Raw genomic sequence first — 26516 nt, 5'->3', positions numbered from 1 at the left:
AATTAATTAGCATTAGAAAGGATAATTTATCCCAAAATTTAAAACCGTGTGTCCGAAGTTATAATCTCTGAACCAGCGTTTGTTCATTTCGTAAGCAGGATTATAGGTCTTAAATCCTAAGTCAAAACGAATTACGAAAAAACTTAAATCATAGCGAAACCCTATTCCTGTTCCTAGTGCGATGTCTTTAAGATCGCTAAAATTCTTAAATGTTGCTTTTTCATCTGTTACGTTATCTAGTACATTCCAGATGTTTCCAGCATCAGCAAAAATAGCTCCTTTTAGTTTGCCTAAGATTTTATATCGAAATTCAGCACTAATTGCAATTTTCATATTAGCTTCGTTAAAATCATTTACAGCTCCAGTACTTCCAGGCCCTAATGAATAGGGTTGCCAAGCTCTGTTGTCATTCGATCCTCCAGAATAGTAACTTCTAGAAAAAGGAATGTAATCAGAATTGCCAAATGGAACTGCAATACCAAAAAATGTTCGTAAAGCAACTACTTTTTCTTTTGTTAAATCCCAATGTTTAATGTATTCAAACTCAGTTTTTAAGTATTCAGAATATTCTAAATTAAAAATTTGATAATTTCCATTTGTGTTTTTTTGTAAATTAGCTGCCTTGGAGATTAATGACAGTAATGACCCAGCAGTTTCTATTTTTGCTTTAAAAAGATAGAAAGTATTGTCTAATAAATCTTTTTTAGTTGTTTTGGTAAAGGTGTAATTTGAGGCCAAAATGAAATCATTTTCCGTAAGCCTAATTCGTCTTTCTTCAATACTTTCTACCGATTGGTAGTCATTGTTTGGAATTGTTATTGCTTTATTTAATACGTCTTGAGTAAATCCTTTTGTTCCCTCTTCTATTTTTAATTTGCCAGTTTCTGTATCAATGTAATCTGGATTTGTATTGTACGTTGCGGCAATGTCATTTAAAGCGTTATACGAGGAACGATATACTGTGAAATAATTTTGCGGATTTAAATTTCGTACAAACTGTACATTCAAAAGGTCAATACGAGCTGTATTATTTCTTTTAGGAGTCCAATTGTAGGTAAAAGCACCCGTAAAATTTTCTTTGTCTAGACCAATATTTCGTTGTTTAGCAAAACCTGCAGTCATTATTGTTGACGGAATCATGCTTTTGGGAATGATTTTTTCAGTTCCAAAAGGCATCAAAATTCTAGGAACGTTTAATTTAATGTCGACTCCATATTCAGAAGCATTAAAGAAAGTTCCGTTTGGGTTTGCTAAATCTTGTGAAGAACCAATGTTAACACGACCAGCTATTTCTAAAGTCTCAGCTCTATTAAAAACATTTCTAATTGTTTGTGAAAGACTAAAACCAATTCCGAAATCCTGAATATTTGAATGGGTAACATCTAATGTGGTTCCGAAACTGTATTTTTTTCTTGGAGTTAAGTATATGTTAGCAATCAAAGATTGTGCAGTTGAATCTCTTTTGTCTACTTCATAATGAATAGATGGATAATTAAAAACCTTTAAGTTGTTTAAATATCGAGTTGTAAGAGTTGTTTTAAAATCTGCAAATACAGTTCCTTTAGTAATAAAAATAGCATCAGTGATAGCATAAGGCTTGTATTTTAATTTTTTATAACTGTATAAATTGAAATTTTTATAAGTCGTACTGTCACTGATTTTTGACTTGGCATTTGCAGCAGAATAATCGGTGTATATGTTAACATCGCTAATTTTGTAAATTTTAAAGGGCATGGTTCTACTAGAATCTTTATCCTGGTAGCTATAATCCTTTATGATCAGATCTATGTTGGCCTTATTTTTTTTGTTTATGGTGTCAATGTTATAAGTTACATTATTGGATTGGAAATAATATACACCATGATTTCTAAAGTAAGTTGTTATACGGTTTTTTTCAGCCTCCAAATCGCTTGTTTTGTATTGATTTCTAGATTTTAGGACTGTGTTTTCAATACTTTTATTGTATAACGAATCTATATCGGGAGATGATATAGTGGTGGTTATAGTGTCTAAAAGAAATGGCTGACCTGTTGTTATGGTATAGCGTATCTTGGCTTTTTTAGTACCTACACTATCAATTGTAAAAGCTGTTTTGGTGTTAAAATAGCCATTATGAAAGTAATGGTATTTTAAACGCATAGAAGATTTTTTTATTTTACTAGTATCAATAATTACTGGAGGTTCTCCAGTAGTTTTAAAAAAATCATTTATCCCTTTGTATAAAAAGGATTGTCCAAGACGATCTACCTGTTTTGCAGATAATAGTTTAGATAATCTTTCATATTTTTTTGGATCGCTTTTATATTTCGCCTGAAAAGTAGAATCTGGATTTGGATTAGCTAGGTTGTATAAATTTAAGCGTAGCTTGTATCCGCCAATAAGCGTGCTATTGGGCTTTTGATATAATTGGTTGAATATATTTTCATCCTTAATAGGCTTGTCATTTACTATGATTTCGTTCTTAGTAAGGAGTTTTTTTCCGTTAGGAACTCTTTTTACAGAATTACAAGCTGAAATAAATATTGCTATTAGAATAAATGCTACTATTTTTGTGGAAATCTTTCTCAAGTGTTCTAAAATATTTAATTCAAAAGTACATTATTTTATGGTTAGTAAAAACCAAATAAAGCTTATATCAGGTTTACTTCAAAAAAAACAACGTTTTGCTAATGGTTTGTTTTTTGCTGAAGGAGTAAAAGTAATTCAAGAATTGTTACAATCCAATTTTGAATTAGAGCACCTATATACTACTCAAAACGATTTTGAGACCGTTTTAGTCTCTAAGAAAACGTTAATTAATGCACAAGAATTAAAAAAAATAAGTGCGTTATCAACTCCGAATTCCTGTTTAGCAGTTTTTAAAATACCTGCTGATAAAAAAATAATAGAATCTGGTTTAATCCTTGCTCTTGACGATATTCGTGACCCTGGAAATTTAGGAACTATTTTACGACTTTGTGATTGGTTTGGAATTAAGCAATTGCTTTGTTCTAAAGAATCAGTAGATATTTATAATCCAAAAGTGGTTCAGGCTACTATGGGGTCAATTGCTAGGGTTAATGTAAATTATATTGATCTAAAGGCTTTTCTTGCACAAACATCACTTCCTATTTTTGGTACTTTTATGGATGGTTCCAATGTTTACCAAACTGTTTTACCACAAGAAGGGATTATTATAATGGGCAATGAAGCCAATGGTATTTCTGACGAAATCGAAAAAAACATTCAAAACAGACTTACTATTCCTAGATTTGGAGATCTTCAAAAAACCGAAAGCTTAAATGTGGCTACTGCAACCGCAATAATACTTAGCGAATTTAAGCGTAATAGTTAATTCTTAATATATTAATGAAAAGTAAAGTTAATTAAAATAGCTCTTGATTTCATAGATTCTATATTACTTGTCCAAGGGCTGTTTGGGTCCTTGTCACGAATTAATTCGTCGTTGATTCCAAATGACCCTCTAATAGAAGGGGAGAAAATAAAATATTCTGAGAAAAAATCGATTCCAAAGCCTAATTCATAATTCATTGTCCAGGCCTTTACCCTAAAACGTTGTTCTAAATTATCATCTATAGATTTTGCATTACTGGATAGGTTTAATGTGGTAGACATTCCTCCAACGAGATATGGACGAACGTTTCCTGTTCTTAACGCAGAGAATTTTAAGAGTAGAGGGAAATTGATGTAAGTACTATTTACCTCTCTTAAATAATCGGTCTTCGATGTAAGTTCGGGGTTTGGGTAATATAGGTCTCTTTTTGTATAATATAACCCAGGTTCGAAGCGGAGGTTAAAATATTCCTGTAATCTTAAATCGGCTACGACGCCAACGTTAAATCCGGTTGTTTTTTTTATCTGAATGTCAGGTCCAACAGTCTTGTAGTCTATCTTAAAGTTATAACTATTAAAGCCTAGGTAGTATCCGAAATAAAGGCGTTGTTTTTGCCAGGTTTCCAAATTGATGATAGGGTCTTTACTGAACATACTTTTAGAAAATTGAGTATATCCTTTTGTCGTGAAGATAAATAAAATTAAGATTACAGTTTTTTTCATACTATTTTTTAGATGCTGAATAAATAGTTGCTACACCAAATGTTTGTGGCATGGCTTTCACATCTATAAACCCGATTTTTCGTAAAATATTGTTTAGTTTTTCACCATAAGGGAAATTTGCAGCAGATTCAGATAGATATCCGTAAGCGGCATCATCTTTTGAAAATATTTTGCCTATTAAAGGAAGTATATTTTTAGTGTAGAAGCCATAACCTTGTTTATAAGGTGTTTTGTCTGGAACTGAAGTTTCAAGAATTACAAAAATGCCATTTGGTTTTAAAACTCTTAAAATTTCAGATAAGCCTTTGTCCAGATTTTCGAAGTTTCTAACGCCAAAAGCTACAGTGATTGCATCAAAATGATTGTCTTCAAAAGGCATGTTTTCAGAATCTCCTAAAACCATTTCGATGGTTTGGCTAAGATTTTTTGCTGCAATTTTCTTTTTTCCTACTTCAAGCATTCCTGAAGAAATGTCTAAACCAATAATTTTATCGGCATTTGTTTGAGCCATCAAAATAGCTAAGTCGCCAGTTCCTGTTGCAATATCTAGAATTATCTTTGGTTTCTTGTCTGAAACTATTTTTAAAACTTTTTTACGCCATTTAATATCGATACCAAACGAAATTACACGATTCAAGTTATCGTAATTTCCAGATATTGTATCGAACATTTGTTCAACTTGCTCTTTTTTCCCTAAGGCTGAATTTTTATAAGGTGTTATTTTCTCTGACATTTTTTTAATTTGTACAAATATAATACAATATGTATTAACTGTTATTCCGTTTCTTTAATTACGAGATGAAATTATTTTTGGTTTTATTAGCTGTTATACCCACTTTTAATGATTTTTTAAAAATCACTAAAAGTGGGTATTGTGGGAGAGTTATTTATTGTTGAAATTTACTTTGTAAAAATGATTATATTTTTTCAATGATTAATAGAGAATTAATGACCCAAATCAAATGGGTGCTACTTGCGCTTATCATCTCGTTTGTTCTAGTAAGTTGTTTTGAAAGTGCTGTTTTTGAGAGCAGCATATTTTTTAAAGCGCAAAATACGTTCTTAGGATTAAATTTGTTTTTGGAAATTTTAATTTTCTTTGTCTTTAGTACCTTCGTGGTATTTGGTATTAAAGGCTTTTTTGAGATGTACTCTCAAAAAATATCAAATATTATAATATTCTTTTCTGGTGTATTTTTAATATTTGTAATTTTTATTTTATGTTATCAAATACTCTTTCTAGAGTAGGTCATTTTTCTCTAATCATTAGTTTGCCAAAACAAAAACCCTCATTAATGAGGGTTTTTTTTGTGTTATAATCGAATGTATGTTTCGTATGTGTAATCGTAAAGATGCTTTTCGTCTTTTTTGTTAAGTTCTGCTTCTGCTAATTGCCATTCTTCTTTGTTGATTTCCGGAAAAAAAGCATCAGCTTCAAAGCTATGATGTACCCTGGTGATTTCTAGAATATCTGCAAAAGGCATTCCTAAATTATATATTTCTCCACCACCAATAATAAAAGAATCATCATCTTTAGGACATTTTGCAATTGCTTCTTCTATACTTTTTGCAACAATGCACCCTTCTGGGTGGTAGTTTTCCTGACGTGTTATTACAATATGAGTCCTGTTTGGTAATGGTTTAGGGAAACTTTCAAAAGTTTTCCTGCCCATTATAATATGATGTCCAGTGGTGAGGGCTTTAAATCTTTTAAAATCATTTGATAGGTGCCAAATCATTTCATTATTTCTTCCAAGCGCATTGTTTTCGGCGACAGCCGCAATCATTATAATCATTTTGTTTCGAACTAAAGTTTGTTTTCGAGATTGTCACTTATGCTTGAATCCAATTGAGAAATTCTTTTTTGCTGTAAAGCAACAAGTCGATCTATTTGTTCTCTTTCCCAATTTTTATTCATAAAACGATCGGTGATATATACTTTTATAAAATGTAAAATAAAAATAAAAAACCAGACTGTAATTATCCAGATATACCAATTCTGTCCGTATGATATGTTTAAAAATCTATCAGCAACAAATAAAAACAAACTTCCTAAAAGAAATAAAACAAAATGAAAATATAGTGTTTTTTTTTGTCTTATCCTTCTTCTTGCGTATTCATACTGCTCGTGTAATTCCTTTTCCATGAGATAAATATTAGATTATAAAGATAAAATTTATTTTGAAATAGGACTGTCTTTGTGTGTTGAATATTTGTTCTGAAAAGAGTTTCATTGTTTAAAAGTGTAATTGTCTCCTGTTTTAAAAGCAAAAAATCCGCTATTTTACAAGCGGATCTTTATGTTTTGATTGTTTTATACAGCAACACTTCCTTTAATTCCTGCATGAGGTTCGTAATCTAAAAGGGTAAAGTCATTATAGTCAAAATCGAAAATGTTTTTTATATCGGGATTTAAAACCATTTTAGGTAAAGGTTTTGGTTCACGTTTTAATTGTAATTCTAGTTGTTCAAAATGATTGTTGTAAATATGTGCATCTCCAAAAGTATGAATGAATTCTCCTGCTTCGAGGTTACATACTTGTGCAATCATCATAGTTAATAAGGCATACGATGCAATATTAAATGGAACCCCCAAGAATATATCAGCACTTCGTTGGTATAATTGGCAAGATAATTTCCCTTTAGTTTCGCCTTTTTCAAGATCAGGAGCAGATACATAAAATTGGAAAAAAGCATGACAAGGAGGTAGTGCAGCTTTATTATTGGCTACATTTTCTTCAAATGATTTTTTTGTATCAGGCAATACTGATGGATTCCAAGCAGAAACCAACATTCGTCGACTGTTCGGGTTTGTTTTAAGCTCTGTAATAAGTTCTGAAATTTGGTCTATTTCTTCACTGTTCCAATTGCGCCATTGGTGTCCGTAGACAGGGCCTAAATCGCCGTTGCTGTCTGCCCAGGCATCCCAAATTTTAACCCCGTTTTCTTGAAGGTATTTAATATTTGTATCTCCCTTTAAAAACCAAAGTAATTCGTATATGATAGATTTTAAATGTAATTTTTTGGTAGTAACCATTGGGAAACCTTCGCTTAAATCAAAACGCATTTGGTATCCAAAAACACTTTTCGTTCCAGTTCCGGTTCTATCTCCTTTTTGACAACCATTCTCAAGAACATGTTGTACTAAGTCTAAGTATTGTTTCATTTTTGATTTGGCTTTATGGCTTATGCTATAAGTTTTAGGCTTGTTACCTAAAGTTTGTTGCTCAAAGCTCTATAATTCTCTTTTCGAAATTTCATCACGAATTTTAGCTGCTTTTTCATAATCTTCGTGAAGCACAGCTTGTTCTAGTAATTCGTTAAGTTCTTGAGTCGTATGTTTAGAATAGGTTTCGCCAGATTTATTGGATTCTTCTTCGCGGCCAAATGTTTCTGGATTAGAAAGAACGTCATCTATTTCTTGAGAATCTTTATCCGTTTCCATAGAATTTGATTTTAAATAAATACCTGCCTTGTCCAAAATGTTTTTATAAGTAAATATTGGAGCATTAAAGCGCAATGCTAATGCTATGGCATCAGATGTTCTTGCGTCTATTATTTCTTCAATTTTATCTCTTTCGCAAATTAAGCTTGAGTAGAATACTCCATCAACCAATTTGTGAATAATAACCTGCTTTACAACAATATCAAATCGTTCTGCAAAGTTTTTAAATAAATCATGTGTTAATGGGCGAGGTGGTTTTATCTCTTTTTCCAAAGCAATAGCAATCGATTGTGCTTCAAAAGCCCCAATAACAATTGGTAACTTTCGTTCGCCATCAACTTCATTCAAAATCAAGGCATAAGCGCCATTTTGAGTTTGACTGTATGAAATTCCTTTTATTGATAATTTAACTAGGCTCATAAGATGCAGACGTATAAGGTATTGCTACCTCGTTTTAATTAGAATTTTGTGTAAGAAATAAAAGTGCAATTTTAATCAAAAAATATGGAACAAAAAAGCTACCTAAAGCAAAGATACGATTATCTTATTTTTAGGTAGCATTATTTTAGTATAGAATTTTTAAATCTATGAATGTTGTGCTTTAAAAGCTTTTAATTTTTCAGTTAATTTAGGGATAATTTCAAATGCATCACCAACAACGCCATAGTCAGCTACTTTAAAGAAAGGAGCTTCAGGGTCATTATTGATTACTAATTTTACTTTTGAAGAGTTAATACCTGCAATATGTTGTATCGCACCAGAAATCCCTATTGCAATGTATAAATTTGTTGCAACTGGTTTTCCTGTTTGTCCTACGTGTTCACTGTGAGGTCTCCATCCTAAATCTGAAACTGGTTTAGAACATGCTGTTGCAGCACCTAGTACCGCTGCTAAATCTTCTACTAATCCCCAGTTTTCTGGTCCTTTTAGTCCACGACCTCCAGAAACTACGATATCAGCATCTGCGATAGATACTTTTCCTGTTACTTTTTCTACCGATTCTACTTTTATTCCAAAGTCATTGTCTCCAATTGTTGGGTTAAAATCTTCTGCAGTTGCAGATCCTGCACTTTCGTAAATACCGTAAGAGTTTTTAGCAAGAGCTAGTACCTTTACATCAGTAGCAATTTCAGTTATATTGAAAGCTTTGTTAGAAAAGGCGTTTCTTTTTACCTGAAAAGGTGAAGTACTTATAGGCAGTCCCACAACATTTGATGCAAGTCCAGCTTCTAAAGCCACTGCAACCAATGACGAAAGATAAATACTGTCTGTGCTAGAAGATAACAAAACTACTTTTGTCCCTTCTTTTTGAGCTGCTTGTTTGATAACATCAGCATAAGCTTTAGCGGTAAAACCTGCTAACTTATCGTTGGTTACTTTAAGAACTTTATCAACTCCGTATTTCGATAATTCGCTTACGTCGCTTGTATTTATTGTTAATGCTGTAACAGTTGTTCCTAATGATTCGGCAATTTTTTTAGCGTATGAAGCCAATTCAAAAGCCACTTTTTTAAATTTTCCTTCTGCAGATTCTGCGTATATTAATATTGACATAATTTTTTTGTTTAAAAGTTTAAAGTTTGAGGATTCAAGTTCTTAGATTGAATACTATCTCTTAAAACTGATTACTAGATTACTTTCGCTTCGTTGTGTAATAAATTGATTAACTCATCTAAATTGTCTGGAGAAACTAATTTCACTGCAGATTTTGGAGCTGGTTTTTCAAATTTCACAGCTTTAGTATTTACGGGAGCATCTACTGGTTCTACAATTGTTAAAACTTTTGTTCTTGCAGTCATGATTCCTCTCATGTTTGGAATACGTAAATCTTTTTCTTCAACTAATCCTTTTTGACCGCCAATAATTAATGGCAAAGTAGTACTTACTGTTTCTTTCCCACCGTCAATTTCGCGAACAGCTTTTACATTAGTGCCTTCAACAGTTATGTTTGTGCATGAGTTTAAAAAGTTATATCCTAAAATTCCTGAAATCATACCAGGAACCATTCCACCATTGTAATCTAATGATTCTTTTCCTGCGATAACTAAATCATAACCACCGTTTTTAATAACTTCTGCTAATTGTTTTGCAACAAAAAAACCATCCGTTGGATTAGCATTTACACGTATTGCTTCGTTTGCACCGATTGCTAAAGCTTTACGTAAAGTTGGTTCAGTATCAGGGCCTCCAACATTTACAACAGTAACTGTAGCGCCTTGTTGTTCCTGAAACCAAATTGCACGTGTTAGGCCAAATTCGTCGTTAGGATTAATTACATATTGTACGCCATTAGTATCAAATTCAGAATCACCATTAGTAAAGTTGATTTTTGAAGTAGTATCAGGTACATGGCTGATGCAAACTAATATTTTCATAAGTATATATTTTAATATTTGTAAATACGTTTCCACAAATTTAGAAATATAATCCGAATAATTTACTATGCGTGCATAATAATTTTGAAAACTATTACGATTTCGCGGATTTACAATTTTAATTTAATATTTAATAAGAAATAGCCAGATAAAGTCTTGTAAATGTTCTCTTCTGTGTAGTTATCGAATCGGGATAGGGAAATTTGTTGATTGTTTTTAATATTCAGGATGTCATATCCAATTAGACTAATTTCTGTTTTTGATTTAGGGAAAACATACCTGAGTTTTGGGTTTAGTTCATAGATGTCATTAGAAGAAATATTCGACATGAATTTTTTGTATGAAAATTTGGTTGTAAAAGAAATCTCTTTAGAAATCTTATAACTAAGTTCGGTGTATGGATTTATCACAGATAAATAATTGGATGATATTTCATCTTTGTACTTGTCTTTTGCGTACAAATAACCGGCTTCTATTTGAAAACTTGTTTCTTTAAATCTTGAAAGGATAGAAAAATATCCAGAGATTGATTTAGAATTCAAGCTTTGGCTTTGATTGTTATAAAAGAAATCTTTAGTACTATCAGAATATGATGTGCTACCTCTAACAGAAAAAGGGATTTTTGAAAAAGTTTTTTCAACAAACAGTAAAGAATTGAATCTGTTCTCAAATGGAGCTAATTTATATGAAAAAGTAGTAAGAGTTGAAGTGGATATTGAATTACTTGAAATGATATTTTTAGATTTTAAGTAGGAAGCATTTGCAATTAATGAAAATCTATTTTTTGAATTGAAATAAAAATAATCTGCGCCTATGTATTGATTAGGAAATAGCATGTCAAATTTAATATCTTGGTTTGTAAAAATTGTACGATAGTTACTTATAACCTCATTTTGTATTAGATTATCTGCTTTGGCTAGATTATTGTTTTTGCTGTAGCTTAATTTAAGATAATGATTAGTACTGAATTGTTCTTTTAGGGTGAATTTAGGTGCGAAAAAAGTTTGAGAGCTAAAATCACCATTAAATCTATAGTTGATTTTAGAGTAAGATAATGATGATGTGAAAGTGGTTTTTTTGAACAATTTTAATTTAGTGTCAAAACCTACAGTATTACTCTTCTTATTTAAATCAATGTCGTTGTTAAATTGTGAAAATTGAATTTCATTATTTTGGAAAAGTTCTTTTTTTGTATCTGATTCCAAAAACAAATTAAAATTAATGGCTTTTATTTTGAAAAAATAGTCCATTTTTAAAGAGAGCTTGTTGGTGTGTATTTTAGTTTTTTGAGTTATTTCATAGTTAGAATCATTAAATAACAAGTTCAATAATTCGTTGTCAGAGTTTATATTCAAGTCATTCGTGGATTCTAGAATATTCTGTTTTAATGTTACACTTAAGCCGTTGCTTTTTTTGAAAATAGTATTAAAATTGAGTTGGTGAGTTAAGTCAAAGTTTGAGAATTCTATTTGGTTAGATATAAGATTTGAATTGTTTTTAATTTCAGATTTGTTGTTTTTATCTAATCCAGAAAACGAAGCTTTGTAATTTAATAATGATTTGTTGTTGAATTTTGCAGCGATATCTAAATGTGAAATATTTATTTTAGATTTTTCATTTACATCCTTTATTTCATTATTCACAATTGGATTCGGTTCGGTAAAGTACTGTTGTGTAATTGATTGTTGTTCTATTTGATCCGTATTATTGATAATAGAATAAAAATTTACCTGAACTTGTTTTATAGGGGAGTATTTTAGATTTAATCCAGTAAAATAAGAAGATCTCTTTTGGACATTATTCCCAATAGTTAAAAAGCGAGGGAGCTCATCATTTCTTGTGAATGTAGTTTCTTTAGTGGTATTTTCTTCTTTTTGATTTACGAAGTTCAGATAGTCGTCAATAGAAATAGAAAGTTGGCCCGTATTGTTTGAATCGCTTATTAAACTCGCTAATAGTTTTTTTCTAAAGCTAAATAAAGTAGAATGTAATCTGTATTTAGAGTCATTTCCAATGCCCGTTTCAATATTTCCGGTTATTTTGTTTTTGAATTTTTCTTTTATATTTATGTTTATTGCAGTGATCTCGGATTTCTCATTTGTTTTAAGGTTTTTGAATTCGGTATAATTTTTAATTAGTTCGATGTTTTTAATCATTTCTGAACTAATATTTTCAGTAGCAATTTTTTGTTGATTTATGAAAAATTCTTCACCATCAATCAATAGCTTGTCAACAGTTTTGCCATTTGCTTTGATTTTTCCGTGTTGATCTATATCTAGCCCCGGAAGTTTTTTGATTACATCTTTCAATGTTTCTTCAGTTCCGTTCATGAATTTTTCTATTTTATATCGTAAAGTATCACCGATTTCTGTGATGCCTCTGTTTTCGTTTTTTATAATGACATCTTTTAGTTCGATGTGATTTTCTTCAAGAATGATGTCTTCAAGATTTAATATTTCTCTATTTGTCTCTATTTTTTTGATAAGTGTAGCGTAGCCAAACGCTGTTATTTTAAGGGTATAACTAGTTTTTTCTTTTATTTCTAGTTTATAAAAACCGTTTTTGTCCGTTTGAGTGTAAACTATAGTATTGTCAGTTTTACTATTTTTTATTTGTACCGTTGCTTGATCAATAGGTAAGTTTTTGGAATTAATGATTTTTCCAGTAATGGTATTTTGAGAATGTAGATGTATAGTAAACAGAAAAAAAAGCAGACAAACTGCTTTTTTTAAGTAAAATTTATTTTGTGGAATAATATAAATCATGGTTTATTTTCGTTGGGCTAGGTATTCTTCAAAACTCATTTCTTTGGCAGAGTTATTTGGTAGTTCAATTTCCGTATTTTCTTCGCTAAAAGCTAATTTTTGAAATATCAAAATAGATTTATCATCTAATTCTAATTGAATAATAAATCCGGGTAAGCCACTATAAAACATTGGCCCATCATTTATAGGGATTTCTTCGGTATACCAAGCAGTAATGTTCTGGTTGGCATTAAACTCTGTGTTTTTGGTTGTTGCCTTTTTGCAAGTAAAGCCATTTATAACCTTAGTTTCTGGAGATAATTTCCAGTTATGAATGGGAAGTTTTATTTTTACGTTTGAATCCATTCCATCACTTGTCTGTAGGTGCTTGTAGATTTGTGCATCAAAATCTTTGTAATTAATTATGGAGGAAGATAAATGTACAGTTGATACAGTTGGTATTTTATCTCCATTTTTCTCTATGTAAGTGGTGTCAACAGATGTTTTTTGAATATTAATAAGCTTTTGTATTGATTTCTTTTTAGAATAAGTATAACTAAAAACTGTTGGTTTTTTTGCTTTTTCAGACAAAGTACCTCCATTCGCTTTTAATGTCTGTTTGGTGTATATTCCCTTAAGACTTTGAGCGTAAATTGTACTAGAAAATAAAATATAAAATAATGGAATTAAAATGGCCTTCATAAATGTTTTTTGAGTATTTGAATGTTTCTTTGTAGTACAAAATATTGAGTTCAGATGCTTATTAAATAAAATCTGTATAGTCTTAAAAGACTATACAGATTAGTGCTTTTAATTGATTTAATTTACATTTTTCTTGTTCTTAATGGTACTGCCTCTAGAGCTAATACCATGTGCAATTGTAATTTTATGTAACGGTCGTATTGCCTGCCATGTCCTCTTTTGTATCAGTTGATGCTAAATAACAAAACCAAATATCATCTTCTTTATTTGATATTGTTTTATCAGTAGATGTTGATTCTGTTTTGTTTAATACAATTAGTTTTGAATCTTGATTGTTTGCTACTACAAGTCCTGTAAAAGCTAGTATTGCTACTGAAGTTAAAAATCTTTTTTAATGATAATTTAAGTTTATGGTTAATTTATTGCTAAAGTAGATGATAAAACTAAATAAGCAAGGAAAATTGTGTTTATTTTTCGTAAAAGCGATGAAGGAATAGTAATTTTCTTTTTTTATGCCAAGGAGTTAGGAGTAATTATCTCATTTGTTGAAATGATTTTAATTTACATCGATTTCGTAATCTGTCATTTTCAAAGGATAAAAGTTAATAGACTAGTAAAATAGGAATTGATACGCGACTTCTTGTTTTTTAAACTAAATTTATGCTCTTAAGTAATTTAAAATAATTATTTTTGCTTTTCAGAAAATTACAACAACAATAAAAAATATGAGAACAATACAATTTAGAGAGGCCATTTGTGAAGCGATGAGCGAAGAAATGCGTCACGATGAATCCATATATTTAATGGGCGAAGAAGTTGCAGAATATAATGGTGCATACAAAGCATCAAAAGGTATGCTTGCTGAGTTTGGTGAAAAAAGAGTAATTGATACTCCAATTGCAGAACTTGGTTTCACAGGAATTGCAGTTGGATCAGCAATGAATGGTTGTCGTCCAATTGTAGAGTATATGACTTTCAACTTCTGTTTAGTTGGTATTGATCAAATTATAAATAATGCTGCCAAAATGCGTCAGATGACAGGAGGACAATTTAATGTGCCTATCGTTTTTCGCGGACCAACTGCTTCGGCAGGACAATTAGGAGCTACACACTCTCAAGCTTTAGAAAACTGGTTTGCAAATACACCAGGACTTAAAGTTGTAGTGCCATCTACACCTTATGATGCAAAAGGACTTTTAAAATCAGCTATTCGTGATAATGATCCTGTAATTTTTATGGAGTCAGAGCAAATGTATGGTGATAAAGGTGAAGTTCCAGACGGAGAATATACAATTCCTCTAGGAGTTGCTGATGTGAAGCGCGAAGGAACAGATGTTACAATCGTATCTTTTGGAAAAATTATTAAAGAAGCATTTATAGCAGCTGATGAATTGGCTAAAGAAGGAATTTCTTGTGAAATCATCGATTTAAGAACAGTTCGTCCAATGGATAAAGATGCTATCTTAACTTCTGTTAAGAAAACAAATCGTTTGGTAATTCTTGAAGAAGCTTGGCCATTTGCAAGTATATCTTCTGAGATTACTTATATCGTACAAGAACAAGCTTTTGACTTTCTTGATGCGCCAATACAACGTATTACAACTGCAGATACACCTGCGCCTTACTCTCCTGTATTGCTTAAGGACTGGTTGCCAAATGCTGGTGATGTAGTAAAAGCAGTAAAGAAGGTAATGTATAAAAAATAAGAAAATTATCAATACTAATAAAACTTCATCATTTTCTTAATTGATGAAGTTTTTTTTTAGGGGGATTATGAAAAGAATTATTGTACTCAGTCTGTTTTTCTTATTTGCATTTGTAAATGGCATTTTTGCACAAACAAAAGTGAGTGGAATCGTTTTAGATAAATCCAATCAACCGATTCCTTTTGCAAATGTAGTTTTTAAAGGAACTAACATTGGAATCGTTTCTAATGAGGATGGGCGTTTTTATTTAGAATCGTCAAATACTTATACTACTATTATTATTGCTTCGGCAGGCTTTTCGGAAAAAGAAATTACATTAGAAAAAGCAGTTAATTACAATTTTAAAGTTGTTCTGAACGAAGCCGAAAGTTTAAATGAAGTAGTAATTTATACTGGTAAAACTTCTAAGAAAAATAATCCAGCGTTAGATATTCTTAGAAAAATTTGGGAAAGAAAACGTAAAAATGGATTGTACCAGTTTAAACAATACCAAATGGAGAAGTACGAAAAAGTGGAATTCGATATGAATACCATCGATAGTGCCTTCATGAAGAACAAGGTTTTTAAAGGAATGGAGTTTATCTTTAAACAAGTAGACACTTCTAAAATTACAGGAAAAACATATTTACCTATTTTTATAAATGAGTCTTTGTATGATGTGTATGGGGATAATAATTTAAAGAAAGTAAAAGAGATAATAAAAGGAAGTAAGACCTCTGGATTTAATAATAATCAGCAGATTCTAGCTTTTGTAAAAGACCTGTATTCTGATTATAATATCTATGACAATCACCTTACCTTCTTTGATAAAAGTTTTACAAGTCCATTGTCTAGAACGGGAATTGATGTCTATAACTATGTTTTAAAAGACAGTACATTTATAGATAATAAATGGTGTTATAATATTGTATTTTACCCAAGACGTAAAAACGAATTGACTTTTAAAGGAGATTTTTGGGTAAATGATACCACATTCGCTATCAAGAAAATTAATATGGCAGTTACGAAGAGTGCCAATATTAACTGGGTAAAAGATATTTATATTGAACAAGAATTTGATGTTGTAAGTGACTCTATTTTTCTTCTTACGAGAGATTATATGATGTCGGATTTTGCTTTAAACAAAAAAGAAAACTCTAAAGGTGTCTATGGAAAAAGAACGTCATCCTATAGAGATCATAAGTTTAACATACCAAAGCCAGCTCCTTTTTATAAAGAAGAAGTTAACTATATAGATAACGAAGTATATAATAGGCCTGATGAATATTGGGAAGAGAACCGTTTCGAAAAATTGACCAAAGACGAACAAGGAGTTTATAAAATGCTTGATACATTGCAAACAGTCAAGAGGTTTAAGCAACTGTATAGTCTGGTTTCGATATTAGGAAGTGGTTATATAGAATTCCCGAAATTTGACTATGGACCTATATTCTCAACATTTGGATATAATGAGGTAGAAGGAGTTCGTGTACGAGTAGGAGGAAGAACTTATTTTGGACCAAATGATCCATGGCGATTACAAGCTTATACAGCATATGGTTTTGATGATAATAAATTTAAATACGGACTTTCAGGAAAATGGATGATCGATAAAAAAAATCGCATTATTATCTCTGGAGGAAACAGACGCGATGTAGAACAAATTGGAGCTAGTTTAACCACCACCAATGATGTCTTAGGGCGAAGCTTTGCCTCGTCGGCTTTATTTACAACGGGAAGTAATGGGAAGTTAACCAATATTAATTTAACGAATGTTGCTGCCGAAATAGAACCAATCAAAAACTTGACATTTCAGCTAGGGTTATCATATCGTACATTAGAATCTGCTTCGAATACATTTAGTTTAGATTATTATACAACTTTGCCATCAGCAACAAATCCTGGGGGGGCTATAGCAAATGGAGTAAAACAATCAGAAGCAAATATTCAGATAGAATACACGCCAAATCGCAAAACAATTGGTTTTGGTGTCGAAAGAAAGAATGTGGATAGTCCGTTTAGTCAATTCTTTATTAATTATAGCCACGGATTTAAAGGTGTATTAGATAGTGATTTTAAATATGAAAAGGTTCAGTTGTATTATAAACAACCTATAATTATAGGGCCTCTAGGACGCACAAATCTTATCTTGGAAACAGGAAAAACATTCGGAACAATACCATTAGGATTAATGAGTGTGATTCCAGGAAACCAGACTTATTTTACAATAGAGAATACATTTAGTAACTTAAACTTCTATGAGTTTGTAACCGATCAATACACAACTCTGCAATGGGATCATAATTTTGGAGGACGACTTTTTGCAAGAATCCCATTTATGCGTAAACTTAATTGGAGGGAGATTATTGGAGCCAAAGCTGTTTATGGAACTATCACAGATGCTAATAGAGCTATTAATGCTTCGGGCTTAGAATACAATGCACCCGAAAAAGTATATTGGGAATACAGTGCAGGAATTGGGAATATCTTCAAGGTTTTCCGTATCGATTTCTCCTGGAGAGGAAGTTATCTAAATACACCCGATGCGAATAAATTTGCAGTAAAAGGTTCTTTTGGATTCTATTTCTAAAGTATAAAGGTGCAAAGCATCAAAGTTACAAAGTCGCAAAGGTTTAATTCTTTGCGGCTTTTTTTATGCTTAAATATTTTTTTCATGCAAAGTCTGCCTATTTATTTTAAATATGGAAATTATAAAATCTGTGCTCATCAGTTTAGATTTGTAGAATCTGCGTGAAAATAAAACTTTACGACTCTGCGACTTTGCCGAGATTTTTTTAATTAATTTTAGAAGCTATTCCCGCTATCCGCTTGTATCTTTTCCTGGCTAAAGAAGCCAGAAAAAGGATACCGTTTCTATCGGGGCTAAAATCACATTATGCAAGAAGCAATCAATTATCTTTCAGAGAAGAATCCAATTTTTCAGAGAATTATCCAAGAATATGGATTACCTCCAATTCCGAAACGACCACAAGGTTTCGAAACATTGGTTTTGCTCATTTTGGAGCAGCAAGTATCTATAGATTCAGCCAAGGCTACATTTTTGAAAATTAAAGCGTATATAGTTTGTACGCCAGAAACAGTGGTGTCTTTGTCAGACGAAGAGTTTCGTGCTTTAGGAGTAAGCCGTCAAAAAACAACTTACATTAAGATATTAGCTTCGGCAATATTAAATAATGAGATTAATATCGAAAGTTTAGCCTCTAAATCTGCCAAAGAAGTTCGTGAGGAGCTGATAAAATTAAAAGGAATTGGAAACTGGACTATTGATATTTATCTAATGTTCTGTCTTCAAGAACCCGATTTAATTCCGCTTGGCGATATCGCAGTTGTAAATACAATTAAAGAATTACTTGATATTCATGACAAAGAAGAGATGGAAAATTATACTACACAATGGAGTCCATATCGTTCCTATGCTACATATTTGCTTTGGCATTATTATTTAAAGAAAAGAAAAAGAACAATTACCTATTAATTGCTTGTTTATTAAAACTTAATGATGATATAACCGTATTTTTTCATTGTAAAAAGGGATACTTTGACTACTTTTGCAATCGAAATTAAGAAAAATAATAAACAATAAAAATGACCGCAGACAAACTAACAACTTTCGATGTTTTAATCGAAATACCAAGAGGAAGCAGAAATAAATACGAGTACGATTTTGAAATTAAAAGAATGCGTTTCGACAGAATGTTGTTCTCTTCAATGATGTATCCAGCAGATTATGGTTTCATTCCTGAAACTTTAGCTCTTGATGGTGATCCATTAGATGTATTGGTTTTGGTAAATGAGCCAACTTTTCCAGGATGTGTTATGGAAGTAAAACCAATTGGTGTTTTCCATATGGCAGATGATAAAGGACCAGATGAGAAAATTATTTGTGTACCAGTTTCTGATCCAATCTGGAATTCATTAAATGACTTATCAGATATGAATCCTCACTTAGTAAAAGAAATTGAGCATTTCTTTCAAGTTTATAAAGATTTGGAAAACAAAAAAGTCGATGTAGGTGGTTGGGGAGATGTAAACGAAGCATACGCTATTATTGCAGAATGTACAAAACGTTTCGATGATATCGAAAATAAACCAGAAGGATTATTTAGCATTAAATAATTTTACCCTCTATATTTTATAAAAAAAGCAATACTCTGTTAAGAGTATTGCTTTTTTGTTTAAATTCGTTTTGTTAGTTTATTGACTATTAACCAAAACCATTAAAATATTATGAATGCATTTATGATTTATTTGCCAATTGTTATGGCAATTATAGGATTACTTTTCATGGCAATAAAAAGGACTTGGGTGTTAAAACAAGACGCTGGGGATGGTAAGATGAAAGCTATTTCAGACCACATTTATGAAGGAGCATTAGCTTTTCTGAAAGCCGAGTATCGATTGCTTACCTTTTTTGTAATTGGAGCAAGTATTGTTTTAGCGGGAATTTCATTTATAGTTCCCACCACACATATATTAATAGTTGTAGCTTTTATTTTTGGAGCATTTTTCTCTGCATTAGCAGGAAATATGGGGATGAAAATAGCAACAAAAACTAATGTTAGAACAACGCAAGCGGCAAGAACCAGTTTGCCACAAGCATTAAAAGTATCTTTCGGCGGTGGAACCGTTATGGGATTAGGAGTTGCCGGATTAGCTGTTTTAGGGTTAACCGGTTTTTTTATAGTATTTTTTCAGGTATTTATGAATGGAGTTTGGACTTCATCTGAAGATATGACTAAGGTTCTTGAAACATTAGCAGGGTTTTCATTAGGAGCAGAATCAATTGCATTATTTGCAAGAGTTGGTGGAGGTATTTACACCAAAGCTGCCGATGTAGGAGCAGATTTAGTAGGTAAAATTGAAGCAGGAATTCCAGAAGATGACCCTCGTAATCCAGCTACAATTGCCGATAATGTTGGTGATAATGTTGGAGATGTAGCAGGAATGGGAGCCGATTTATTTGGATCGTATGTAGCAACGGTTTTAGCAGCAATGGTTCTTGGGAATTATGTAATAAAAGATATGGGTGGAAACATTCAAGATGCTTTTGGAGGTATAGGACCAATTTTATTACCAATGGCAATTGCAGGTTTCGGAATTTTATTCTCTATTATAGGAACGACATTGGTAAAAATTTCTGACGATAATGCAAAGGAAGCACAAGTGCAAAAAGCATTGAATATAGGAAACTGGGTTTCGATTGTTTTAACAGCGATTGCATGTTTCTTTTTAGTACAATATATGTTGCCAGAAACGATGACGATGAGTTTCTTTGGAGAAGGTTCTAAAGATATTTCTTCAATGCGTGTTTTTTATGCCACTATTGTTGGATTAATTGTAGGAGGAGCAATTTCTTCAGTAACCGAATATTATACGGGATTAGGTACAAAACCAGTATTGGCAATTGTGCAAAAATCATCTACAGGAGCTGGAACAAACGTAATTGCAGGTTTAGCAACTGGAATGATTTCTACTTTTCCAACAGTATTATTATTTGCTGCTGCAATTTGGATTTCTTATGCGTTAGCTGGGTTTTACGGAGTAGCATTAGCAGCATCAGCAATGATGGCAACAACAGCAATGCAATTAGCTATTGATGCTTTTGGACCAATATCGGATAATGCTGGTGGAATTGCCGAAATGAGTGAATTACCAAAAGAGGTACGTACAAGAACAGATATTCTAGATTCAGTAGGAAATACTACAGCGGCAACAGGAAAAGGATTTGCAATTGCTTCAGCAGCATTAACTTCATTAGCATTGTTTGCTGCATATGTAACCTTCACAGGAATTGACGGAATTAATATTTTTAAAGCACCAGTTTTGGCAATGCTTTTTGTGGGTGGAATGATTCCTGTGGTTTTCTCAGCTTTGGCCATGAATTCTGTTGGTAAAGCTGCGATGGACATGGTATATGAAGTGCGCCGTCAGTTTAGAGAAATTCCGGGAATTATGGAAGGAACAGGAAAACCAGAATATGCAAAATGTGTAGATATTTCGACTAAAGCTGCTTTACGCGAAATGATGCTTCCTGGAATCCTTACAATTGGATTTCCTATTGCAATTGTATTGTTAGGAAAATTAGTTTATGGAAGCAATAACCAGTTAATCGCCGAAATGCTCGGAGGTTATATGGCTGGAGTAACTGTTTCAGGGGTTCTTTGGGCAGTTTTTCAGAATAACGCAGGAGGAGCCTGGGATAATGCAAAAAAATCTTTTGAGGCAGGAGTGCTTATTAATGGAGAAATGACCTATAAAGGCTCAGATGCGCATAAAGCAGCCGTGACTGGAGATACAGTTGGAGATCCATTTAAAGATACATCAGGGCCATCGATGAACATTTTGATAAAACTAACTTGTTTGATCGGATTAGTAATTGCTCCGATATTGGGCGAAGGACATTCGGCTTCAGGAATGGCAGCAGGAGGTTCTTGTTGTGCAAAAACTGAAATGCATGGCGGACATTCAAAATGTGATAGGTCTAAAATGGCAACAATGACTAGAGAAGAATGTGCACAAATGTGTAAAGAAAAAGGATGTAGCCCAGAAGAAACTGCAAAATGTTTAGCAAATTACGATGCAAACGGAAAATACCTTTATAAAAGAACCGATTGTTTTGATACAACAAAATACACAAAAACAGATGCGGTTCGTGTTGAAATTGTAAATGTGAATGGACAGGTTGTAGGGACAGTTATAACCACAACGAATGGAAAGGTTGACACAAAAACATTTAAAGGCACTGAAGCAGAAGTGAATGCTCAAATTGATGCCTTAAAATAAATAAAGGATTTATTAGAGTTATAGAAACAAAAATGCCTCTAAATTTAGAGGCATTTTTTATTGTAATTGTTTCTAAAATAATCCGTTTAGTTCGGCATCAATTCTATTAATGATATCTCCTAAATCTTCAGGATTGTCTACAAAGTTTATATTGTCAACATCAATTATTAAAAGTTTTCCTTTGGTGTATGTTTGAACCCAAGCTTCATATCTTTCGTTCAAACGGCTCAAATAATCAATAGAGATAGAGTTCTCGTATTCGCGACCGCGTTTATGAATTTGTCCCACTAAGTTAGGAATAGAACTTCTTAGATAAATTAATAAATCGGGTGGTTTTACCAATGTTTCCATTAGTTCAAACAAGGAAGTGTAATTCTGGAAATCACGACTTGTCATTAATCCCATAGAATACAAATTGGGGGCAAAAATATAGGCATCTTCATAAATGGTTCTATCTTGAATAACTTTTTTACCACTTTCACGAATCTGTTGCACTTGACGAAATCGACTGTTTAAGAAATAAATTTGCAAATTAAACGACCAACGCTCCATTTGATGGTAAAAATCATCCAAATATGGATTGTCAACCACATCCTCAAAATGGGGCTCCCACTTGAAATGTTTGGCCAGTAATTTGGTTAGAGTTGTTTTCCCTGCGCCTATGTTTCCTGCTATTGCTATGTGCATTACGGTATTATGATTTTATAATTTGTAATTTCTCCAAATGTAAAAATAGATAAAATTTGGTCTTTGTAGTGGAAATTTCCAAACGTTTTTTCTGAAATTTCAATTTGCAGTAGATTTCCCAATTCGGGGCTACTGATATCTTTAAAAAACAACAAATTAGTCTTTTTAAAGATGTATTGATGATTGTTCAAAATAGTTAAATCATCAAAATCAGGTATTTTTCCTAAAGCAACAACTTTCCCAAAAATGTCACATGAAAACCAATTGTTCTCTTCATCTATCCAGTAAAAAACGTTGAAATTCGATTGATAGTATTTTATATTTTCTAAAAGAGGTGTTGAAACGGTTTTATACTCATCTTTTAAATAATTATAAAGACCTATTTGTTGGTTTAATGTATTGAAAACCCAAAGTTGGTTTTGTGAAGCAATTCCAATTCTAGAAGCAAGGATAGGGGTTGTGTTTTTTGAAAAATTAATTCTATTTGTTTCGTTGAATTGATTGTCAAGTAAAATTACTGTATTGAAATCTTCATAAAATAGAACCACTTTAAGGGGATTTTCTATATCGATCTTAGTGATTTTTCCTAAAGAGATGTTTTTATATTCGTAAGCATCTTTGCCGTTGGATTTAATAAAACGATTATTTTTTATTAAATAAGAAAAACCAAAAGAATCAATTCCTAAAAATTGATCCGCATCAAAGGTTATGCTATTTATTGTAGAAATTTGGATTTTTTTATCCTGAGAAAAAGTTGTTGAAAATGAGCTAATAAGAATCAGAAATATCAAATTTTTATACATTATCGTTTGTTTTTAATAGTTCTAATTTTAGTGAGTAAAATTACAAAAAAACGCATTTGTTATTTGCTTTAACATAATTATTTGTATTGTTAATAGGTATAGAACGGCTTTTTAAGTTAATAATCTTTAATCTTAAATAGGAATAAAATATGTTGTTAGTGTTTTTTAGACATTTAAACATAGATAAGTCTTTTTTCTTATTAAATCACTAAGTTTGAATTATAAAATTAAAATGTATGAAAAAAATAATTATCCTCGTTTTGCTTACTTATTCCGGAGTAGTTTTCTCGCAAGCAATTAAGAAACCTTTAGTTTCGGCAATTACAGATAAAGATCTTAGAACAGATATGTTTCTGATGGCAGGAGATCATTTTAATGGTCGTGAAGCAGGAACTCTAGATGAGTTAAAAGTGTCAATGTGGCTAGCGAACAAAGCTAAAGAGGCAGGAATGGCACCATTAGGAGATGATGGAACTTATTTTCAGTTTTTTGATTTGTACAGACATCAGGTTACACCAAATACAAAATTTATAATTGGTCAAAAAGAATATAAATTGTGGAAAGACGTTCTAGTAGCAGAAACCACAAATGCGAAAGTTGATGCACCATTATTATATTTGGGAGCAGCAACAAAAGAAGAAATTGAGAAAGCAGATATAAAAGGAAAAGCAGTTGTTTTATTGGCTTCAAAAGAAGGAATTGCAGATGATATTTCTCTTTTTGATAGGCGCTACCCTGGTTTAGTGAGAAATAAATATTATGATCTTGTAGTCAAAAAAGGAGCAGTCGCTCTTATTATGGTTGCAGATCAGTTAGCAGAAGAAAGCTGGTCACAAGTAGAACCGCAAATGACAAGAGGTATATATGGAATAGAAGGTTTTCGGGATAAAATAGGAGGAACAATACCCGTTTTTTGGGTGCATAATGATCAATTAGCCTATTTAAAAAGTACTAAGGACAAATTGTCTACAGAAGTAGTTTCAGAGACCTATAAATACCCATCAGTGAACGTGATTGGAATAGTAGAAGGAACAGATCCTAAATTAAAAAATGAGTATGTCCTTTTTAGCGGACATCAGGATCATGATGGAGTAAGACAAAAATATGGTCAGGATTCTATTTATAATGGAGCAGATGATAATGCCAGTACATGTGTTGCAATGTTAGCGATTGCAAGAGCCTATAAAAAACAACCTGGAAAAAGAACAGCTTTATTTGTATTTCATGGATCAGAAGAACGAGGATTATTAGGCTCAAGATGGTATGCATCCCATCCAACAGTTCCAGAAAAGGATATCGTTGCAGTATTAAATGGAGATATGATTGGAAGGAATAATGTAAATCAAGCTGCCCTTTTAGGTTCTACTCCACCACATGAAAACTCTTCAGATTTGGTTAACATAGCTAAAAGAGCAAATGATGAAGGACCAAAATTTGAATTGGATAAATTATGGGATAGACCAGAGCATCCAGAGTATTTTTACTTCCGTTCAGATCATTTACCTTATGCGCGCAAAGGAATACCGGCAGTTTTTTTCACAAGTGTTTTGCACAGTGAATATCATACTCCGATGGATGAATCTGAAAAGATTGATTATGTAAAATTGCGAAAAATGACCGAATGGATGTATCGCACAGGCTGGATTTTATCAAATGATGCATATCGTCCTAAAACATTGCCTAATGTGCAATTAGAAAGATAAAAAAGTTTATTAAAATAAAGCCCAATCTCTAAAATTAGAAATTGGGCTTTTTATGTTTAAAGTTAAGTAGTTGTCAAAAAAATTAACAATCTAAGTTAGTCTAATAGGCTAAAATTACAATCCAAATGCAGCTTTTACCTGATCAACAAAATCAAGTTTTTCCCATGTAAATAACTCAACAGTAACCGTTTTTTCGTTTCCACCTGGAGCGAAAAATGTTTTAGTTACAACTTCTGGTTTACGACCCATGTGTCCGTAAGCAGCAGTTTCGCTATAAATAGGGTTTCTTAATTTTAAACGTTGCTCAATAAAGTAAGGACGCATATCAAATAAAGCTTCTACTTTTTTAGCAATTTCACCATTAGTTAAGTTCACTTTAGAAGTTCCGTAAGTATCAATGAAAATACCCATTGGTTTTGCAACTCCAATTGCATAAGAAACTTGTACTAAGATTTCATCAGCAATACCAGCAGCAACTAAGTTTTTAGCGATATGACGTGTTGCATAAGCAGCACTTCTATCTACTTTACTTGGGTCTTTACCAGAGAATGCACCACCACCGTGAGCTCCTTTACCACCGTAAGTATCTACAATGATTTTTCTTCCTGTTAATCCAGTATCTCCATGAGGACCTCCAATTACGAATTTTCCTGTTGGGTTAATATGATATTGAATTTTATCGTTGAATAAATGCGCGTGAGTAGGATTTTTAGCGATAATTCTTGGAATAAGAATTTCGATAATATCTTTTTTGATTTTAGCAAGCATTGTAGCTTCTTCATCAAAATCATCGTGTTGAGTAGATATTACAATTGCATCGATACGTGTTGGCTTATTGTCATCACTGTATTCTAATGTAACTTGAGATTTAGCATCAGGACGTAAATAAGTGATTTCTTTGTTCTCACGTCTTAAAATTGCTAATTCTTGTAATAATTTATGAGATAAATCAAGTGCCAAAGGCATATAATTTTCAGTTTCGTTAGTTGCATAACCAAACATCATACCTTGATCACCAGCTCCTTGCTCTTCAGGATTTGCTCTGTCAACACCCTGATTGATGTCTGCAGATTGTTCGTGAATAGCAGATAGAATTCCGCAAGAGTTTGCCTCAAACATATATTCACTTTTCGTATAACCAATTTTTCTGATTACATCGCGAGCGATTTGCTGTACATCCAAATAGGTATTTGATTTTACTTCACCAGCCAATATTACTTGTCCAGTTGTTACTAAAGTTTCGCATGCCACTTTAGAATCTGCATCAAATGCTAGAAAATTATCAATTAATGCATCCGAGATTTGATCCGCAACTTTGTCGGGATGTCCTTCGCTAACAGATTCTGACGTAAATAAATAAGCCATAATATTTATTAAATTAAATTATAAAATTAAGCGAGGTAAAAAATAATTGCTGGAAATGCTAAAGGAGGATTCCTGCTTTAGCATTTTTTAATACTGAAATGAAAATCTTTCAGCATCCATAATGAATGATTTCATTATGAAGAGGTT

At 32.1% G+C, this 26516-nt stretch carries 21 protein-coding genes; 7 read left to right on the top strand and 14 right to left on the bottom strand.

Annotated elements, in window-relative coordinates:
- Positions 1-12 precede the first annotated feature (12 nt).
- Positions 13-2568 carry a BamA/TamA family outer membrane protein gene (locus IUY40_RS12005; protein ID WP_195737109.1) on the bottom strand — a complete coding sequence of 852 codons (2556 nt, stop codon included), beginning with the start codon at positions 2566-2568 and terminating at the stop codon, positions 13-15.
- Positions 2569-2605: 37 nt separating this feature from the next.
- Here IUY40_RS12005 and IUY40_RS12000 point away from each other — a divergent pair, with 37 nt between their 5' ends.
- Positions 2606-3334 (top strand): RNA methyltransferase, encoded by a 729-nt coding sequence (locus IUY40_RS12000; protein ID WP_195737108.1) that lies wholly within the window; start codon positions 2606-2608, stop codon positions 3332-3334.
- A gap of 11 nt (positions 3335-3345) precedes the next feature.
- Here IUY40_RS12000 and IUY40_RS11995 read toward each other — a convergent pair whose 3' ends face one another.
- The 10 genes from IUY40_RS11995 to IUY40_RS11950 all read right to left on the bottom strand — a co-directional run bounded on the left by IUY40_RS11995 (position 3346) and on the right by IUY40_RS11950 (position 13322).
- Positions 3346-4056, bottom strand: coding sequence for a porin family protein (locus IUY40_RS11995; RefSeq protein WP_195737107.1), 711 nt, complete (start codon positions 4054-4056; stop codon positions 3346-3348).
- A 1-nt stretch (position 4057) separates the two neighbouring features.
- Complete coding sequence (ubiE, locus tag IUY40_RS11990) at positions 4058-4789, bottom strand: bifunctional demethylmenaquinone methyltransferase/2-methoxy-6-polyprenyl-1,4-benzoquinol methylase UbiE (protein WP_195737106.1); 732 nt, start codon at positions 4787-4789, stop codon at positions 4058-4060.
- Between the two features lie 580 nt (positions 4790-5369).
- A complete protein-coding gene (locus IUY40_RS11985) occupies positions 5370-5852 on the bottom strand; it encodes a dihydrofolate reductase (RefSeq protein WP_195737105.1) in 483 nt (160 codons plus the stop codon).
- A gap of 11 nt (positions 5853-5863) precedes the next feature.
- Entirely contained in the window at positions 5864-6202 is a 339-nt protein-coding gene (locus IUY40_RS11980) for a 2TM domain-containing protein (RefSeq protein WP_195737104.1), read from the bottom strand.
- Positions 6203-6370: 168 nt separating this feature from the next.
- Complete coding sequence (locus IUY40_RS11975; protein ID WP_195737103.1) at positions 6371-7222, bottom strand: thymidylate synthase; 852 nt, start codon at positions 7220-7222, stop codon at positions 6371-6373.
- 69 nt (positions 7223-7291) lie between these two features.
- Positions 7292-7921 carry a bifunctional nuclease family protein gene (locus IUY40_RS11970; protein ID WP_195737102.1) on the bottom strand — a complete coding sequence of 210 codons (630 nt, stop codon included), beginning with the start codon at positions 7919-7921 and terminating at the stop codon, positions 7292-7294.
- A 165-nt stretch (positions 7922-8086) separates the two neighbouring features.
- Positions 8087-9055: an electron transfer flavoprotein subunit alpha/FixB family protein gene (locus tag IUY40_RS11965; RefSeq protein WP_195737101.1), complete on the bottom strand. Its 969-nt coding sequence runs from the start codon at positions 9053-9055 to the stop codon at positions 8087-8089.
- Between the two features lie 74 nt (positions 9056-9129).
- Complete coding sequence (locus IUY40_RS11960; RefSeq protein WP_195737100.1) at positions 9130-9876, bottom strand: electron transfer flavoprotein subunit beta/FixA family protein; 747 nt, start codon at positions 9874-9876, stop codon at positions 9130-9132.
- A 110-nt stretch (positions 9877-9986) separates the two neighbouring features.
- Positions 9987-12641, bottom strand: coding sequence for a carboxypeptidase-like regulatory domain-containing protein (locus tag IUY40_RS11955; RefSeq protein ID WP_195737099.1), 2655 nt, complete (start codon positions 12639-12641; stop codon positions 9987-9989).
- A 3-nt stretch (positions 12642-12644) separates the two neighbouring features.
- Complete coding sequence (locus IUY40_RS11950) at positions 12645-13322, bottom strand: GLPGLI family protein (protein WP_195737098.1); 678 nt, start codon at positions 13320-13322, stop codon at positions 12645-12647.
- Between the two features lie 725 nt (positions 13323-14047).
- Here IUY40_RS11950 and IUY40_RS11945 point away from each other — a divergent pair.
- The 5 genes from IUY40_RS11945 to IUY40_RS11925 all read left to right on the top strand — a co-directional run bounded on the left by IUY40_RS11945 (position 14048) and on the right by IUY40_RS11925 (position 21811).
- On the top strand, positions 14048-15028 hold the full coding sequence (locus IUY40_RS11945) for a pyruvate dehydrogenase complex E1 component subunit beta (protein WP_195737097.1): 981 nt from the start codon (positions 14048-14050) through the stop codon (positions 15026-15028).
- A gap of 67 nt (positions 15029-15095) precedes the next feature.
- Positions 15096-17597, top strand: a complete 2502-nt coding sequence (locus tag IUY40_RS11940; protein ID WP_195737096.1) for a DUF5686 and carboxypeptidase-like regulatory domain-containing protein — start codon at positions 15096-15098, stop codon at positions 17595-17597.
- A 306-nt stretch (positions 17598-17903) separates the two neighbouring features.
- A complete protein-coding gene (locus IUY40_RS11935) occupies positions 17904-18503 on the top strand; it encodes a DNA-3-methyladenine glycosylase 2 family protein (protein ID WP_195737095.1) in 600 nt (199 codons plus the stop codon).
- Positions 18504-18613: 110 nt separating this feature from the next.
- Positions 18614-19144, top strand: a complete 531-nt coding sequence (locus tag IUY40_RS11930) for an inorganic diphosphatase (protein WP_195737094.1) — start codon at positions 18614-18616, stop codon at positions 19142-19144.
- A gap of 111 nt (positions 19145-19255) precedes the next feature.
- Positions 19256-21811 carry a sodium-translocating pyrophosphatase gene (locus IUY40_RS11925; RefSeq protein ID WP_195737093.1) on the top strand — a complete coding sequence of 852 codons (2556 nt, stop codon included), beginning with the start codon at positions 19256-19258 and terminating at the stop codon, positions 21809-21811.
- Positions 21812-21883: 72 nt separating this feature from the next.
- On the opposite strand, the gene IUY40_RS11920 is transcribed toward IUY40_RS11925, so the two are convergent.
- Both IUY40_RS11920 and IUY40_RS11915 read right to left on the bottom strand, forming a co-directional pair.
- Positions 21884-22498 (bottom strand): deoxynucleoside kinase, encoded by a 615-nt coding sequence (locus IUY40_RS11920; protein ID WP_195737092.1) that lies wholly within the window; start codon positions 22496-22498, stop codon positions 21884-21886.
- Complete coding sequence (locus IUY40_RS11915) at positions 22498-23301, bottom strand: hypothetical protein (RefSeq protein WP_195737091.1); 804 nt, start codon at positions 23299-23301, stop codon at positions 22498-22500. The genes IUY40_RS11920 and IUY40_RS11915 overlap by 1 nt, the downstream gene beginning before the upstream one ends.
- A 236-nt stretch (positions 23302-23537) precedes the next feature.
- On the opposite strand from IUY40_RS11915, the gene IUY40_RS11910 reads away from it, so the two are divergent.
- Positions 23538-25004 carry a M28 family peptidase gene (locus IUY40_RS11910; protein ID WP_195737090.1) on the top strand — a complete coding sequence of 489 codons (1467 nt, stop codon included), beginning with the start codon at positions 23538-23540 and terminating at the stop codon, positions 25002-25004.
- A gap of 114 nt (positions 25005-25118) precedes the next feature.
- Here IUY40_RS11910 and metK read toward each other — a convergent pair whose 3' ends face one another.
- Entirely contained in the window at positions 25119-26369 is a 1251-nt protein-coding gene (gene metK, locus IUY40_RS11905) for a methionine adenosyltransferase (protein WP_195737089.1), read from the bottom strand.
- Positions 26370-26516 lie beyond the last annotated feature (147 nt).

This window comes from Flavobacterium sp. ALJ2, from assembly GCF_015594725.1.
Lineage (GTDB): Bacteria > Bacteroidota > Bacteroidia > Flavobacteriales > Flavobacteriaceae > Flavobacterium.
This window is presented reverse-complemented; position numbering and strand designations above follow the sequence as displayed.